The sequence below is a fragment of the Caulobacter sp. 602-2 genome (assembly GCF_011043625.1).
Lineage (GTDB): Bacteria > Pseudomonadota > Alphaproteobacteria > Caulobacterales > Caulobacteraceae > Caulobacter.
Genome location: NZ_JAAKGT010000022.1, coordinates 1 through 15,414, shown reverse-complemented (window position 1 = coordinate 15,414; position 15,414 = coordinate 1). Strand labels below are relative to the sequence as shown.

General features: G+C 70.9%; 11 protein-coding genes and 1 pseudogene. 8 read left to right on the top strand and 4 right to left on the bottom strand.

All coding sequences use genetic code 11. The annotated features are described in order from the left end of the window. Nucleotides 1–71 precede the first annotated feature (71 nt). The gene (locus tag G5B46_RS23920; RefSeq protein WP_165263165.1) at nt 72–1,619 is read left to right on the top strand and encodes a globin-coupled sensor protein; all 1,548 of its coding nucleotides are present in this window, start codon (nt 72–74) and stop codon (nt 1,617–1,619) included. Between the two features lie 65 nt (nt 1,620–1,684). On the opposite strand, the gene G5B46_RS23915 is transcribed toward G5B46_RS23920, so the two are convergent. Beyond that, nucleotides 1,685–2,164 (bottom strand): cupin domain-containing protein, encoded by a 480-nt coding sequence (locus tag G5B46_RS23915; protein ID WP_165263163.1) that lies wholly within the window; start codon nt 2,162–2,164, stop codon nt 1,685–1,687. After that, nucleotides 2,161–3,114: an alpha/beta hydrolase gene (locus G5B46_RS23910; RefSeq protein WP_165263161.1), complete on the bottom strand. Its 954-nt coding sequence runs from the start codon at nt 3,112–3,114 to the stop codon at nt 2,161–2,163. The genes G5B46_RS23915 and G5B46_RS23910 overlap by 4 nt, the downstream gene beginning before the upstream one ends. A gap of 189 nt (nt 3,115–3,303) precedes the next feature. Between G5B46_RS23910 and G5B46_RS23905 the strand changes: the two genes are divergently transcribed. Then, nucleotides 3,304–6,342 carry a sensor histidine kinase gene (locus G5B46_RS23905; RefSeq protein WP_165263159.1) on the top strand — a complete coding sequence of 1,013 codons (3,039 nt, stop codon included), beginning with the start codon at nt 3,304–3,306 and terminating at the stop codon, nt 6,340–6,342. Further along, nucleotides 6,335–6,979 (top strand): response regulator transcription factor, encoded by a 645-nt coding sequence (locus G5B46_RS23900; RefSeq protein ID WP_165263157.1) that lies wholly within the window; start codon nt 6,335–6,337, stop codon nt 6,977–6,979. Before G5B46_RS23905 ends, G5B46_RS23900 begins: the two co-directional genes overlap by 8 nt. On the opposite strand, the gene G5B46_RS23895 is transcribed toward G5B46_RS23900, so the two are convergent. After that, nucleotides 6,976–8,040, bottom strand: coding sequence for a LacI family DNA-binding transcriptional regulator (locus G5B46_RS23895; protein WP_165263155.1), 1,065 nt, complete (start codon nt 8,038–8,040; stop codon nt 6,976–6,978). The two genes, G5B46_RS23900 and G5B46_RS23895, sit on opposite strands and share 4 nt — an antisense overlap. 203 nt (nt 8,041–8,243) lie before the next feature. Between G5B46_RS23895 and G5B46_RS23890 the strand changes: the two genes are divergently transcribed. The 3 genes and pseudogenes from G5B46_RS23890 to G5B46_RS23880 all read left to right on the top strand — a co-directional run bounded on the left by G5B46_RS23890 (nt 8,244) and on the right by G5B46_RS23880 (nt 11,421). Further along, a complete protein-coding gene (locus G5B46_RS23890; RefSeq protein ID WP_165263154.1) occupies nt 8,244–9,500 on the top strand; it encodes an MFS transporter in 1,257 nt (418 codons plus the stop codon). Between the two features lie 21 nt (nt 9,501–9,521). After that, a pseudogene (locus G5B46_RS23885) lies at nt 9,522–10,321 on the top strand (RNA methyltransferase). A gap of 122 nt (nt 10,322–10,443) precedes the next feature. Continuing rightward, entirely contained in the window at nt 10,444–11,421 is a 978-nt protein-coding gene (locus G5B46_RS23880; RefSeq protein WP_165263152.1) for an alpha/beta hydrolase, read from the top strand. Between the two features lie 39 nt (nt 11,422–11,460). Here G5B46_RS23880 and G5B46_RS23875 read toward each other — a convergent pair whose 3' ends face one another. After that, nucleotides 11,461–13,581 carry a lytic transglycosylase domain-containing protein gene (locus tag G5B46_RS23875; RefSeq protein WP_165263150.1) on the bottom strand — a complete coding sequence of 707 codons (2,121 nt, stop codon included), beginning with the start codon at nt 13,579–13,581 and terminating at the stop codon, nt 11,461–11,463. A 253-nt stretch (nt 13,582–13,834) separates the two neighbouring features. Here G5B46_RS23875 and dapA point away from each other — a divergent pair, with 253 nt between their 5' ends. Together dapA and smpB are read left to right on the top strand one after the other, a co-directional pair. Beyond that, entirely contained in the window at nt 13,835–14,719 is an 885-nt protein-coding gene (gene dapA / locus G5B46_RS23870; RefSeq protein ID WP_165263148.1) for a 4-hydroxy-tetrahydrodipicolinate synthase, read from the top strand. After that, the gene (smpB, locus tag G5B46_RS23865; protein ID WP_165263146.1) at nt 14,719–15,177 is read left to right on the top strand and encodes an SsrA-binding protein SmpB; all 459 of its coding nucleotides are present in this window, start codon (nt 14,719–14,721) and stop codon (nt 15,175–15,177) included. The genes dapA and smpB overlap by 1 nt, the downstream gene beginning before the upstream one ends. Nucleotides 15,178–15,414: the final 237 nt, after the last annotated feature.

The window sequence follows — 15,414 nt, the reverse complement described above, 5'->3', positions numbered from 1 at the left end:
GTTTCAATCTTGGTTAATGAATTGCCGTCACGGCTCTTCCGATCAGGATTCCAGTGACCAGGGGTGGCGGCATGAGCGCGCAGAACCAGCTCGACCAGCGCATGAGCTTCATGCGCTTCGACCACAAGGACCGCGCCGCCCTGCGGGCTGCCAAGCCGGTGATCGACGCCGAGATCAACGGCGCGCTGGACGCCTTCTACGCGCAGGTCCGGGCCTTCCCCGAGACGCGCAAGATGTTCTCGAACGACGCCCACATCAGCAACGCCCAGGGCCGCCAGGCCTCGCACTGGCGTCGCCTGGCCACGGCCGAGTACGGCGCCGACTACGAGGGCGACGTCGCCCGCATCGGCAAGGCCCACGCGGTCATCGGCCTGGAGCCGCGCTGGTACATCGGCGGCTACGCCCTGGTGGCCGAGAAGCTGATCCGCGCCATGGTCGAAAAGCGGGCCAAGGGCCTGTTCGCCAACGCCAAGAACGACGCCGAGCTGGCCGACGGTCTGGTGGCGCTGAACAAGGCGGTCATGCTCGACATGGACCTGGCCATCTCGACCTATCTGGAACTGCTGCAGGACGAGCGCGACCAGCTGGAAGCCGAGCGCGCCAGCGCCGAGCAGCGTCAGGCAGACGCCGTGCGCGCGGTGGGCGAGGCCCTGTCGCGCCTGGCTGCCGGCGACCTGTCGGCCCGCGTCGACGGCGCCCTGTCGCCCGAGTTCGTCAGCCTGAAGTCCGACTTCGACCAGGCCGCCGCCGCCCTCGCCGAAGCCATGGGCGCGGTCGACCGCGCCACCCGCGGCATCCGCTCGGGCGCCGACGAGATCGCCTCGGCCGCCGACGACCTGGCCATGCGCAGCGAGCAGCAGGCCGCCACCCTGGAGCAGACCGCTGCGGCGGTGGAGCAGCTGACCTCGACCGTCGCCAAGACCGCCCAGAGCGCCCGCGAGGTGTCCTCGCGCGTCGGCGAAGCCGCCACCGAGGCCCAGCGCTCGGGCGCGGTCGTGACCCGCGCCGCCGAGGCCATGAGCCAGATCGAAAGCTCGTCCAACCAGGTCAACCACATCCTGGGCGTCATCGACGAGATCGCCTTCCAGACCAACCTCCTGGCCCTGAACGCGGGCGTCGAGGCGGCTCGCGCCGGCGACGCGGGCAAGGGCTTCGCGGTCGTGGCGCAGGAAGTGCGGGCCCTGGCCCAGCGCTCGGCCGAAGCGGCCAAGGAGATCAAGAGCCTGATCTCCGACTCCAGCCGCCAGGTGGGCGAGGGCGTCGAGCTGGTGCGCCAGACGGGCGACGCCCTGCGCGGCATCGTCGACAAGGTCGGCGCCATCGACAGCCTGGTCAACGAGATCGCCGCCTCGGCCAACGAGCAGGCCAGCGCCCTGACCGAGGTCAACAGCGCCGTCGGCCAACTGGACCAGGTCACCCAGCGCAACACCGCCATGGCCCAGCGCTCGACCGACGCCACCCGCGCCCTGCGCGCCGAAGCGGCGGACCTGGCCAACCATGTCGGCGGCTTCCGCATCGGGTCTAGCCATGCCGCGCCGACCCAGCGCTATGCCGAGCCGGAGCATCCGGTGCACGCCGCCCGCGCCAAGGTCGCCGCGTTCGCCCGCCCGGGCCGCTGAGGCTTCCAGGTCTTGAAATCAAAAGGGGCGCGGTCCGCGAGGGCCGCGCCCCTTTCTCGTCTAGGTCAGGGCTTGGGCGCGTCCGCGGCGACGACGTAGTCGGTGCTCGTGGGGCCGTAGCCGAAGATGTAGACGCTGGCGGGCTGGTCATGCGTCTGGGCGAAGTGATCCACGCCCGCCGGCTCGGTGTAGAAGCTGCCCGGGGGCAGTTCCTTGGCCAGCGGGTCCTCGTTCCTCTTGCCGTAGCCGAAGTACCAGACGCCGGAGGCCACCACGGCCGTTCGCTCGTCCTTGTGGCTGTGGGCGGCGATGCGGGTGTGTGGCGGCACGCGGATCTCGATCGTGTAGGGGCCTGGCCTGGTCGGATCGCCGTAGAGGGTGGTGGTCTTGATCCCGGCCACGCCCGAGGTGCCGGCCCCCGCGCCGCCCTTGGCCAGGGCCGCGATCTCGGGCGGCGTCAGGCGCAGTTCCTGGGCGTGCAGCGGCCCGGCCAAGGCGGCGCCCACCAGGGCCAGGCCGAGGGCGGCGGTGCGACGGGGGCTCACGGCCTGGCCGCCGGCTTGGCGTCGAGGAAGTCGTGGACGATCTTCACCGTCGCGGCCGGGTTTTCTTCCATGATCCAGTGGCCGGAGGCGGGGATCACCCCCTCGGTGACGTCGCTGGCCGTGTAGCGCATCACCGCGGCCATGGTCAGGCCGAACGACTTCTCGCCGCCGAGGGCCAGGACCGGCATCGGCAGCTTTCCCTTCTCGGCGAGGATGGCCTTGTCGTCGATGGCGTCCTGGTCGAAGGCGGCGAACTGGGCGAAGCCGGCGTGCATGGCGCCCGGCTGGGCGTAGAGCTTGGCGTAGTGAGCCCGGGCGCCTTCGGAGAACTTGGCCGGATCGGCCGAGAACTCGTTCCAGAAGCGGTCGAGATAGATCCGCTCGCGGCCTGCCACCAGGCGCTCCATGTCCGGGCCGCCGAAGCGGAAGTGCCAGAGCAGCGGGTTCTTCAGGATCTCTTCCCAGGGACCGATCCCCGGCACCGGCGCGTCGATCAGAACGAAGCGGCCGACACGTTCGGGGCGCTGCATGGCGAAGGCGTAGCCGACCATGTTGCCGATGTCGTGGGTGACGAGGTCGGCCTTGTCGATCTTCAGGGCGTCGAGCACGCCGGCCACGTCGCCGGCTTGGGTCTTCTTGTCGTAGCCGCCCGCAGGGCGCGACGACAGGCCAAGACCCCGCAGGTCGGGCACGACGACGGTGTGGTCGCGGGCCAGGTCGGCGGCCATCGGGCCCCACATGTCGCCCGTTTCGCCATAGCCGTGCAGCAGCACCACCGCGGGTCCCTTGCCGCCGACCCGCACGTGGATCGTCGCGCCGTTGGTGGTGATCTGGCTGGTCTTGAACGAGGCGGGGAAGGGCGGCGGCTGGGCCAGCCCCGGCGAGGCCGTCGCCAGGCCGGCGACGAGGGCGGCGGCCGCGCTGGCGGCGCCGAGGAGCATGCGGGTCATCGGTGTTTCTCCGGAGGCGTGCGGGCGGCGTTCGTCGACGCCTCCGCGATTTCCAATGACACTGTTCTCCGGCTGTGCTTGAGCCTCAAGGCCAACCGGGGAGCGAGCGTTTACCCGAACGGGTATGAGGGCGCGGCGAGGTTCGGCGCAGTGTGGGGCCTGGCTTCAGTTCGGCTTCAGGGGGACGCGATGATCGACTGTCGAGGTTCGCGCGGCGTCCTCGTGCTGGCCCTGCTGGCCGTGTTCCTGCTGGCCTCGCCGTCGGCGCGGGCGCAGTCCGACGCCCTGTCGATCGCGCAGTTTCGCCACACCGCCTGGCGGGGCGCGGCCTCGGCGCCGGGCCGGATCAACGACATCGTCCAGACGCGGGACGGCTATCTGTGGATCTCGGGCTCGGACGGCCTGGCGCGGTTCGACGGCGTGACCTTCGACACCTTTTCGCCGGCCAGCGACGATCCCACGGTCTTCTACGGCGTCGCCCAGCTGCTGGAGACCCGGGCGGGCGAGCTTTGGGTCGGCCGCTTCCAGGGCGAGGGCGTGTCGAACTTCCGGGGCGGCCGCTTCGTCTCGACCGGCATGCCCGATCCCTCGCGCCAGATCACCGAACTGCTGCAGGACCAGGACGGCGTCATCTGGGCGGTCAATGCGAGGGGGACGAACTCGCTGTCGCGCTTCGTCGGCGGGCGCTGGGAGACCCTGGGGCCGGGCTGGGACGCGCCCGAAGGCTGGATCATGTCGATGGCGGCCGCGCGCGACGGGGTGCTGTGGGTGGCCACGCAGGACAAGCTGTTCTTCCTGCGGCGGGGGGCGCGCCGGTTCGAGACGACGGACGCCAAGGTCGCCCTGGGGCCGGGCCTGGCCGAGGACGGCGCCGGCCATATCTGGATCTCCGACCAGGCGGGCACGCGCCGGCTGCCTGACTACGCCGCCGGCCAGACCAGCACCCGGGGACTGCCCAACTATCCCGCGCCGGGGCGGCGCCTGCGGACCAAGATCGTCTTCGCGCCCGACGGCAGCCTGTGGGGCTCGACCGGCTCGGCGGGGCTGTTCCGCATCACCCATCCCGATGGGGCGGGCGTGATGACGACCTACGGCGTCAAGGACGGCCTGACCGACGACCAGACAGCGTCGATCTTCATCGATCGCGAGGGCACGGTCTGGGCCGGGGGCGAGCGCGGCCTGAACGCCTTCGTGGCCCCCAGCATCGTCGACGAGACGATCATCCCCTCCGGCGCGGACGAGTACTACATCGCCGAGGACGGGGCCGGCCTCGTCTATGTGGGAGACACCAGCGGCCTGTTCGTGATCCGCCCCTATCAGCCGCCCCGGCGCATTCGCCAGGGAGGGATGCGGGACATGCATGTCTGTGGAGGGTACGGCGCGGTCTTCCTGGTGCATGACGGCGTCGTGGACGAGATCCGGGACGGCCGTACGGCGCGGTCGTTTCCCATGGACGCCCCGCGCGTGATGTTCCAGTGCGCGGTCAGCGCCAGCGGCAAGCTCTGGCTCTATTCCAGCGACCGTGGCCTGGCGATGCGCGACCAGGACGGCTGGCATGATCTTCGGGCCCGGGCCGATCTGCGCGACGCGCAGTTCGCCATCGATCGTCAGGGACGACCGATCGTCATCAACGGCTTTTCAAGCCTGATCCGCATCGACGGCGACAAGACGACGACCTGGAGCGCGGCGCAGTTGCGGCTGGGGCGCCTGACCTTTGTCCACGACGGCTCGGCGGGTCTCGTCGTGGGCGGGGCGGCCGGGCTGGCGCGGCTGAGCGCCGGCCGGATCGACCACATCGACCTGCGCCGCCATCCCTGGCTGCGCAACGTGCGCTACATGCTGGAGACGCCGGACGGCGAGGTCTGGCTGTTCACCTTCTCGAGCATCGTGCGGCTGTCGGCCGCCGACTTGGCCCGGGCCTTCGCCAATCCCGACGCGCCGATCCCGCACCGGGTGTTCGACGAGCTGGACGGCCTGACCAGCGGCTCGGCGCGCTATGACGGGGTGCGCGCCGCGCGGGGCGGAGATGGGCGCCTGTGGTTCCTGGGCACGGCCGGCGTCATGCGCATCACCCCCGGCGGCCTGGTGCGCAACGATGCGCCGCCGCCGGTGCTGATCAGGACGGTGACGGCTGGCGGGCGGCCGTTTTCGCCGACGGGGACGGTGGCGCTGCCGGTCGGGACCTCGAGGCTGCAGATCGACTATGCGGGGCTGAGCCTGCGCACGCCCGGCCGGGTGCGCTTCCGCTATCGGCTGGCGGGGATCGACGAGGCGTGGGTCGAGGCCGGATCGCGCCGCACGGCCTTCTACAACAACCTGCCGCCGGGCCAGTACCGATTCACGGTCACGGCCGCCAACGACGACGGGGTCTGGAACACGACGGGCGCCTCGCTGGACGTGGTCGTGCCGCCGACCTTCTGGCAGTCGCGGCTGTTCCTGGTTCTGTGCCTGCTGGCCTTCGCGGCCATGGTCTGGGTGCTGTACCGGGTGCGGCTGCGTGCGGTGACGGCGCGGATGCGGACGCGGATGAACGAGCGGATCGCCGAGCGCGAGCGGATCGCCCGCGAGCTGCACGACACGCTGCTGCAGGGCGTGCAGGGGCTGATCCTGCGCTTCCAGCTGATCGTCGAGGACCTGCCGCGGGGCCAGCCGCAGCGGGCGCCGCTGGAGCAGGCGCTCGACGCCGCCGACGAGGTGCTGGGCCAGGCCCGCGACCGGGTGCTGGACCTGCGCGCGGCCGATCGCGCCGAGGATCTGGAGGCGGCGCTGTCCAAGCTGATCCAGGCGCAGGGAGGCGAGGGCGGGCCGCCGGTGGGCGTCTTCGTCGAGGGCGCGCCCCGGGCGCTGGACGAGATCGCCGCCGACGAGGTTCTGGCGATCGTCGGCGAGGCGGTGGCCAATGCGCGGGCCCACGCCGGCGCCGGCTGCATCGAGGTGCGCGTGGCGTTCGGCCCGCGCCGGCTGGCCGTCCTGGTCGTCGACGACGGCCGGGGCATGGCGCCGGAGATCTTGCGCGACGGCGGCCGTCACCGCCACTTCGGGCTGGCGGGCATGCGCGAGCGGGCGCGCACCCTCAGCGGCCGGCTGGCCATCGACAGCCGACCGGGCGCGGGCACGCGCATAGTCGTCACCATCCCGGCGCGAACGGCCTATAGTCCGCGCCCGGCGCCGTCGTGGCGCGAACTGCTGTCCTGGAGACCCTGGCATGGGAGGCCCTGGCATGGATGATCCGAGCGTCCGCGCCGCCGATCTCATCCGGATCCTGGTGGTCGACGACCATCCGATGCTGCGTGACGGCATCGTGGGGCTGGTGGACCGGCAGGCCGACATGCGGGTGGTGGGCGAGGCGGCCGACGGCGTGCAGGCGCTGGAGGCGTTCGCCGCGCTGCGCCCGGACCTGACCCTGATGGACATCCAGATGCCGGGGCTGGACGGGGTGGCGGCGATCGAGCGCATCCGGGGCCTGGATCCCCGGGCGGCGGTGATCGTCCTGACCACCTATCCTGGCGACACCCTGGCCCTGCGCGCCCTGAAGGCGGGGGCCAGCGGCTATCTGCTGAAGAACTGCATCCGCAAGGAGCTGCTGGAGACCATCCGCAACGTGCACGCCGGCCGGCGGGTGCTGGCGCCGGAGATCGCCCAGGAGATCGCCCTGCACGCGCTTGAGGAGCCGCTGACCGAGCGCGAGCGCGCGATCCTGCTGCAGGTGGCCGAAGGGCGGGCCAACAAGGAGATCGCCCGGCGCATGTCGGTGTCGCCCGACACGATCAAGGCCTGCCTGAAGACGATCTATCTCAAGCTCGACGTCGGCGACCGCACCCAGGCCGTCGTCGCCGCCGTGCGCCGGGGCTATATCGCGCTCTAGGGCGCCGGCGGCGGGGCCGTCGAGGCGCGGTGGATCAGCTCGAACGGCAGTAGCTCGTCGATCGGGGCGGCCATGGCCCCGGCCGCGCCGCCCTTGACCTGGCCCTTGATCAGCAGGCGCGTGGCCAGCTCGGCCATCTCGACCACCGGCTGGCGCACGGTGGTCAGCTGCGGGCGCGAGAAGCGGGCGCTGGGGCTGTCGTCGAAGCCGGCGACCGAGACCTCGCCGGGCACCAGCACGCCGGCCTCGGCGGCGGCGGCCAGCACGCCCAGCGCCATGTCGTCGTTGGAGGCGAAGATCGCCGTGGGGCGGTCGGGCAGGGCCAACAGGGCCTTGGCCGCGTCGTGGCCGGACTGGAAGGTGAAGTCGCCCTGGCGGATCCAGGCCTCGTCGACGGGCAGCCCTCGGGCCTCCATCGCGGCGACATAGCCGGCGCGACGGGCCTGGCTGGCGCCGTGGCGCGGCTCGCCGACCACGAAGCCGATGCGCTTGTGGCCAAGGCCGGCCAGGTGCTCGGTGACGTCGCGGGCGGCGGCGAAGTTGTCCATGTGGACGCGCGGGCCGGGCCGCTCGGCCTCTTCCGGGCCGAGGCGGACGTAAGGCGTGCCGGCCTTGTTCAGCAGCTCCAGCACGATCTCGTTGTCGGAGCTGGGCGGGGTCAGGATCACGCCGTCAGGCTTGAGCGCGGCGAGCAGGGAGCCGACCTCCTGGCGGATCTGCGGGGCCTCGTGGTCGATCAGCTCGACCAGCAGGTGATAGCCGGCGTCGCGGCACTGCAGCGTGGCGCCCAGCTGGATGCGCGACAGGTAGTCGGCGCCGCGCTCGCTGCGCCAATGGTCGATGGTCAGCGCGGCGTCGACGAAGACGGCGATGACGAAGCTCTTGGAGCCGGCCAGGCTGCGGGCCGACAGGTTGGGGCTGTAGCCGAGCGCCTGGGCGGCCTCGAGCACACGCTCGCGCATCACCGGCCGCACGTTCGGCTCGTTGTTCATGACCCGCGAGACGGTCTTGATCGAAACCTCGGCGCGCGCCGCCACGTCGTAGATGGTCACCGAGGCCATCGGTCTGCCGTTTCCCCCGCTAGCGGACTCAACCCTTTGTCCGAGCCTAGAGCATTTGTCGTGCGCAGCGCGACCCCGCCGGCGACGAAAAAACTCGGGGACAGGCTCGAACGCCCCTTGTCGGGCGCTGGCGGCGCGGCGAAGGTCGCCGGGCAGGCGAACGCGGCGGCTTCAAATGACCGCGTCGGTTACAGGGAGCAGCCATGTCGCGGAGCGGCGCCAGCCGGCCGGTCGAACCGGTTCGGCCCAGTTTCATCGCCGCCTTCACCTTCGCCCAGATCGGCGCGTTCATCAGTTTCATGCCGCTGATCCAGGTGCTGCTGCCGCTGAAGGCGGCCGCCCTCGACCCGGCCCAGAAGGCGCTGGTGCTCAGCCAGACGGCGTTCTGGGGCGCGCTGACGGCCAGCATCGCCAACCTGCTGGCCGGCGCGATCAGCGACCGGACGACCTCGCGCTTCGGACGGCGACGGCCCTGGCTGCTGATCGGCCTGGTCGGCACGCTGGCCTCGTACGTGGCGATCATGCTGGCCGACAGCCGGCTGGAGCTGATCCTCGGCGTCATCGGCTTCCAGCTGGCCTTCAACATGCTGTTCGCCGCGCTGCTGGCGCTGCTGCCCGACCGCGTGCCCGACGCCCAGAAGGGCCGGGTGGCGGCGTTCCTCAGCCTTGGCCATCCCATCGGCGCGGTGGCCGGGGCGGTGCTGGTCGGCGGCCTGCTGGCGTCGGAGGCCTCACGTTATGCGGCGATCAGCGTCGTGCTGGTGCTGGCCATCGCGCCCTTCGCCCTGCGCCTGAAGGACCCGCCGATCACCGCCGACGCGACCGAGCGCTTCAGCCTGATCGGGTTCCTCAAGGGGCTGTGGGTCGACCCGCGCAAGCATCCCGACTTCGCCCTGGCCTGGGTCAGCCGGTTCATGGTGCTGGTCGCGATCACCCTGACCCAGTGCTACATGCTCTACTACCTGCAGGACGCGCTGAACTATCCGGCGCTGTTCCCCGGCCAGCGGGCCGAGCAGGGACTGGCCTTGCTGACCACCGTGGCGACCGTCGCCAATGTGGGCTGCGCGATGATCTTTGGCATGCTGAGCGACCGGCTGGGACGGCGAAAGCTGTTCGCGGCCGGGGCGGCGATGATCCTGGCGGCGGCCATGGTGACCTTCTCGCTGACGCCGGGCTGGGCGGTGGTGCTGGTCGGCTTCGTGGTCTTCGGCTGCGGGGCGGGCTGCTACTACGCCGTCGACATCGCCCTGGTCAGCCAGGTGCTGCCCTCGCAGGACGACGCGGGCAAGGACCTGGGGGTCATCAACCTGGCCAACACGCTGCCCCAGGCCCTGGCCCCGGTGCTGGCGGTGTGGTTCCTGGGACCCAGCCGCACGGACTATCATTCGCTGTTCCTGGTGGCCGCCGGGCTGGCCATGGCTGGCGGTCTGGCGATCCTTCCGATACGGGGCGTGCGCTAGAGAGTCCCCAGCGGAGCCCCCGTGCCGCAGTTCATCGCCATCACCGATCCCGCCGACCCGCGCGTGGCCGCCTATCGCGACATCAAGGAGCGCGATCTGGTGGGCCGGGAAGGGCGGTTCATCGCCGAGGGCGAGACGGTGCTGCGGGCCTTCGTGCGCGACGCGCCCCAGCGGGTGGAGTCGCTGCTGATCGATCCCAAGCGGCGGGACAAGCTTTCGGAGGTGTTCGCCGGGCTGGCGGACGAGACGCCGATCTATCTGGTGGAGCAGGCGGTGCTGGACGCGGTGGCGGGCTTCCACCTGCATCGCGGGGTGCTGGCCGTGGGGCGAAAGCCGCAGGCGACCCCGGCCGCGCAGCTGCTGGCGCGATTGCCCGAGCGGGCGGTGGTGGTGGCGCTGCTGGGCATCGCCAATCACGACAACCTCGGCGGCATCTTCCGCAACGCCGCCGCCTTCGGGGCCGATGCGGTCCTGCTGGACGCCGATTGCTGCGACCCGTTCTATCGCAAGGCCATCCGCGTCTCGGTGGGCGCGACGCTGAGCGTGCCCACCGGATACATCGGCCGCGGCGAGGATGTGGTCGACCTGTTGCGCGACGCGGGCTTTACGCCGCTGGCCCTGACGCCGTCGGCGGACCGCACGCTCGCCGAGCTGGAGCCGCCGGCCCGGGCGGCGGCGCTGCTGGGCGCGGAGGGGCCGGGGCTGTCGGCGCAGGTCATCGCCAGGGCCGAGGGGATCGGCATTCCGATGGCTTCGACTCGCTGAACGTGGCGACCACCAGCGGGATCGTGCTGCATCACCTGAAGTTCGGCGGTCGCTGAGCTTGTCCACCGGTTACCAAGGGCCTTAAGGTCCGCGCCAAACTTAAGTTGGCGCGTGATGGCCGCCGAAACCGCTGACACTTTCGGCTATCACGCTTGCAGTAGAGTTCGGGAGAAACGTCATGCCGCAACTGAACCGCCGGAGCGCCTTCGCCCTGCTGGCAGGGATCACCGCCCTGTCGAGCGCGAGCATGGCCAGCGCCGCGCGCAAGCCGGCCGTGCCCGAGCCGAGCGAGGTGCGGCCGCTGTGGCCTAATGATCCGCCGGGCTCGAGCGGCGTGACGGCGCAGGAGACGGTGACCGAGCGCAGCGACGGCAAGGGTCCGCGCGACCGGGCCGTGACCCACACCCGCAAGCCGACGCTCAGCCTGTTTCGCCCGCGCAAGCCCAATGGCGCGGCGGTGATCCTGATCCCCGGCGGCGGCTACGAGCGCGTCGTCATGGACAAGGAAGGCTTCGAGACCGCCCAGTGGCTGGCCGATCGGGGCTACACCTGCTTCGTCCTGCTCTATCGCCTGCCGGGCGACGGCTGGGGCGCAGGGCCGGACGCGCCGTTGCAGGACGCTCAGCGGGCCCTGCGCCTGGTGCGCTCGTGGGCGCCGGGCATGAAGTTCGACGCCGGCCGCATCGCCGTCATGGGCTTCTCGGCCGGCGGGCACCTGGCCGCCAGCCTGACCACCCGCTTCGAGGCCCAGGTCTATGACCGTGTCGACGCCGCCGATGATTTTTCCGCGCGCCCCGACCTGTCGGCGCTGATCTATCCGGTGATCACCATGGTGGCCGGGACCACCCACGCCGGCTCGCGCAAGCAGCTGCTGGGCGCGTCTCCGTCGTTCGAGGCGGTGCAGGCCTATTCGGCCGAGACCGGGGTGGGCGGTCGCACGCCGCCGGTGTTCCTGGTCCACGCCGCCGACGACAAGGCCGTGCCGGTCGAGAACAGCCTGATGATGTTCGCGGCCCTGAAGGCCAAGGCGATCCCGGCCGAGCTGCACGTCTTCGAGGAAGGCGGCCACGGTTTCGGCCTGCGCTCGATCGCCGGCAAGCCGGTCGCGGCCTGGCCGACGCTGTTCGAGGCCTATGCGAAGAAGAAGGGGATCTGAGGTCCTGAATCCCTCTCTCAAAGAGAGAGGGATTACCTCCTACCGCCCCCCGATCGGGGCCATCGTTCCGGCGCCGGGGACGTAGCTGTAACCGCCGCGCTTGAGGTCGGCCGAGAGGGTCAGGGGGGCGACGCCGCCGTTGAGGCGGGCGCGGTAGACCATCGTCGTCTCAAGGGTGCGCATCACGTAGTTGCGGGTCTCGCTGAACGGGATGCACTCGATGAAATCGAGCGGGTCGGTCGACGCGCCGCGCGGGTCGCCGCACAGGGCCGTCCATTGCGGCGGACGGCCGGGGCCGGCGTTGTAGGCCGCGGCGGCCATGATGTAGGAGCCGCTGAAGCGGTTGATCATGTCGCCCAGGTACACCGAGCCCAGGCGCATGTTGTAGTCGGGCTCGAACAGGCGATCGACGCTGTGGCTCTCGCCCAGCTTGCGGGCGACGCCGGCGGCGGTGGGCGGCATCAGCTGCATCATGCCGCGCGCGCCGACGCCCGAGCGGGCGCGGGGGTCGAAATTGCTCTCCTGGCGCGAGATCGAATAGACGAAGGCGGTCTCGGCCGCGCCGGGGATCGGCGTGAAGTGGTGGTCGAGCAGGGGATAGCCGCGCTCGGGCAGGATGAAGCCGCGCTGGGCGGCGGTGCGGACCGCGCGCATGGCCAGGTCCTGGTCGCCGGTGTTGCGGGCGAAGTCGACCAGCAGGGCCTGCTCCTGGGCGGTCGGCAGCTGGTCGTCGATATAAAGGACCAGCGAGCGGAAGGCGTCGTTGGCGCCGACGTCGCGCAGCAGCTTGGCGGCGCGGACCAGTTCGCGGCTTTCGAAGCGGGCGCGGTCGGCCTGCGTGATCACCGGATCCTTGTCGAGGCGGATCTCCTTGATGCCGGCCTTCTCGGCGGCCAGCTGGCCGTAGAAGGTGGTGATGTGGCGCGCGCCCTCGGCGTAGAAGGCCTGGGCGGCGATGACGTCGCCCTGCGCCTCGGCCGCGCGGCCCTGCCAGTAGAGGGCGCGGCCGCGGGTGATCGGCGAGGCGCCGATCTCGTTGATGCGGCTGAAGTGGGCGGCCGCGGCGTTGGCGTCCTTCAGGCGCGACAGCGCGATCCAGCCGGCGAAGAACTCGGCCTCGGCCGCGTCGGCGCCGCCGGGCAGGCCGGCGTTGGCGGCCGCATAGGCGCCGCGGCTGTCGCCGTTCTTGATGGCCGACATGACCAGCTGCTTGCGCTCGCGCCAGATCGGACCGGCGGTGTCGTCGGACGGGGGAGCGGCGGGGAAGTAGCGCACCAGATCGAGCGCCATCACGTCCATGCCCTTGCGGCGCATGTAAGACGCGCGCTCGAAGGCCACGCCTGGCGAGACCTGCTGGGCCGGGGTGAGGGCGGCCACCAGGTCGTTGGCGTTGGAGGCGTTGGAGCGCAGGGCGATGCGGGCCTGGGCGGTTGCCTGCTGGTCGTAGGGCAGCATGGCGACCATGTCGCGCGCGGCCGGGCCTTGCGGGCCGTACAGCAGCATGTCGGCGCGCTGGGCGTAGTCGTCGGCGGTGAGCAGCGCGCCGAAGCGGGCCTGCATGGCGCGCTGGGCGTCGGCCTCGAAGGTCTTGCCGCGCCAGAAGCGGCGGATGAGGTTCGTAGCGTCCTGATTGCGGCCGCTGGCCTGGTAGGCGCTGGCCAGCGCCATGGCGCCTTCGGCGGTCAGCGGCTCGGCGCCGCCGAACCAGGCGATGGTCTGGGCCGGGGTCAGGCCGGAGGTCGAGAGGGCCTTTTCGGCGGGAAGGTCGCGCCGCGAGCTGCGCGGCCAGCCGTTGAGGTCGCGACGGGCCTGGTCGAGCTCGAAGAAGCTCATGCTCTCGGCGCCAACGTCGGCCAGGGCCCACAGGGCGATCTTGCGGGCCAGGGGATCGGAGATGCCCATCATCGCCGCGCGCACGGTCGCGGCCGAGCGCTGGCCCATGACGGCCGCGCGCAGGTTGCCCGCGTCGGTGTCGCTGAGCGTGCCGGCGTAGGCGGTGGGCGGGGTGTTGACGAGGCCGGGGCGGGCCGAACCGCTGTAGGGCTGGGGCGCGGTCGGCAGGCCTTCCTCGTCCAGCTGCTCGGTCTGGGCGTCGGCGACGCTCGCGACCAGGGTCAGGCTGACGCAACCAAGAAGAAGCCGACGAATCCCAAAAGCCAAAACGCGGTCTCCTTGCCTGTCGAGTAGCGTCGAACGGTGGTCGAGACGCCTGAATGCCGGCGTCCGGCGGCCGATTTTTGGCCGTCAGGCGTCTATAGCCCGGTTCGCCGACGGATCGACCCGCCTTTCGACGCCCTTCGGCGACGAAAAGGTCGGAACGACCAGTTGCGGTCGATGGGGGCGGGGACATATTGTCCGCCCCCACGTTTCAGCCGCAACTCTCGCGGCGTCTGCTCACGGCAAATTGCAAGTCATGGTCCATTCCCCGTTCAAGGGCGTCATCCCGGCCCTGGTCACTCCGTTCCTGAACGGCGAGGTCGACGAGAAAGGCTTCGTCGCCCTGGTCGAGCGCCAGATCGCCGGCGGCGTGCACGGCCTGGTGCCGGTCGGCACCACGGGCGAGACCTCGACCCTGTCGCACGACGAGCACAAGCGCGTGGTCGAACTGTGCGTGAAGACCGCCCGCGGCCGAGTGCCGGTGATCGCCGGCGCGGGTTCGAACTCGACCGACGAGGCCATCGACCTGGTGCGCCACGCCAAGACCGTCGGCGCCGACGCGGCCCTGGTGGTCACGCCCTACTACAACCGCCCCAGCCAAGAGGGCATGTACCAGCACTACAAGGCGATCAACGACGCCGTGGAGCTGCCGGTGTTCGTCTACAACGTGCCCGGCCGCACGGGCGTGGACATCTCCAACGACACCCTGGTGCGCCTTTCGAAGCTGCCCAACATCGTCGGCATCAAGGACGCCACCGGCGACCTGACCCGCATCAGCCTGCAGCGCATCACCTGCGGCGAGGACTGGGTCATGCTGTCGGGCGATGATCCGACCGCGCTGGGCTACATGGCCCATGGCGGTCACGGCGTGATCTCGGTCACCGCCAACGTCGCGCCGGACGCCTGCGCCACCTTCATGAACGCCTGCTTCGGCAACGACTGGGAGACGGCCCGCTACTGGCAGGATCGCCTGATCAAGCTGCACAAGGCGCTGTTCCTCGACTCGTCGCCGGCCCCGACCAAGTTCGCCCTGGCCCAGCTGGGCCTGTCGACGGAAGACGTGCGCCTGCCGATCACGACCTGCAGCGAAGCCGTGCGTCCCGCGATCTTGGAGGCCATGCGCGAGGCGGGTCTGGTCTGATGACCAAGCCGATCGCGGAAAACCGGCGCGCCCGGTACGACTACTTCATCGAGGAGACCTTCGAGGCCGGCATCATGCTGACCGGCACCGAGGTGAAGTCGCTGCGCGTCGGCCGGGCCAACATCGCCGAGTCCTATGCGTCGGTCGAAGGGCGGGAGATCAAGCTGATCAACGCCGACATCCCGCCCTACGGCCACGCCAACCGCTTCAACCACGAGCCGCGCCGGCACCGGAAGCTGCTGCTGCACCGCAAGCAGATCGAGAAGCTGATCGGCGCGGTGCAGCGCGACGGCCGCACCCTGGTGCCGCTGAAGCTCTATTGGAACGAGAAGGGCCTGGCCAAGCTGGAGATCGGCCTGGCCAAGGGCAAGAAGGCCCACGACAAGCGCGAGGCCGCCGCCGAGCGCGACTGGCAACGCGACAAGGCCCGCCTGATGAAGGGCGACCGGGGGGATTGATCCTCCGTTCCATGAGGAACCTCCCCCTGTGGGGGAGGTGATCGCGAAGCGATCGGTGGGGGGAGTGGTTGCCGAACCCGCCGACGTCCCGAAAGCTGAAAACGGCCCCCCACCGGCCTTCGGCCGCCTCCCCCACAGGGGGAGGTTCGTGATGCGAGATGCTCCCCCTCTGGGGGAGCTGTCGCGGAGCGACTGAGGGGGTCTTGCCGCCGCGCAGCCCCCTCCGGCCCTTCGGGC